At 53.0% G+C, this 379-nt stretch carries 2 rRNA genes; both read right to left on the bottom strand.

What is annotated here, in order from left to right:
* A 5S ribosomal RNA gene (gene rrf / locus APU11_RS17460) occupies positions 1 to 77 on the bottom strand; the annotation flags it as partial.
* 63 nt (positions 78 to 140) lie between these two features.
* A 23S ribosomal RNA gene (locus tag APU11_RS17455) occupies positions 141 to 379 on the bottom strand; the annotation flags it as partial.

Raw genomic sequence — 379 nt, 5'->3', positions numbered from 1 at the left:
CAAGCATCGGCGCTACGGCGTTTCACTTCTGAGTTCGGCATGGGGTCAGGTGGGACCACCGCGCTAAAGCCGCCAGGCAAATTCTGTTAATCTGTATCAGGCTGAAAATCGTCTCTTCGCCAAAACACCTTCGGCGTTGTAAGGTTAAGCCTCACGGTTCATTAGTATCGGTTAGCTCAACGCATCGCTGCGCTTACACACCCGACCTATCAACGTCGTCGTCTTCAACGTTCCTTCAGGACTCTCAAGGAGTCAGGGAGAACTCATCTCGGGGCAAGTTTCGTGCTTAGATGCTTTCAGCACTTATCTCTTCCGCATTTAGCTACCGGGCAGTGCCATTGGCATGACAACCCGAACACCAGTGATGCGTCCACTCCGG

Source organism: Enterobacter sp. 50793107, assembly GCF_001463365.1.
GTDB classification, from domain to species: Bacteria; Pseudomonadota; Gammaproteobacteria; order Enterobacterales; family Enterobacteriaceae; genus Enterobacter; species Enterobacter cloacae.
The sequence above is the reverse complement of the archived record's forward strand: the minus strand, read 5'-3'. Positions and strand labels throughout refer to the sequence as shown.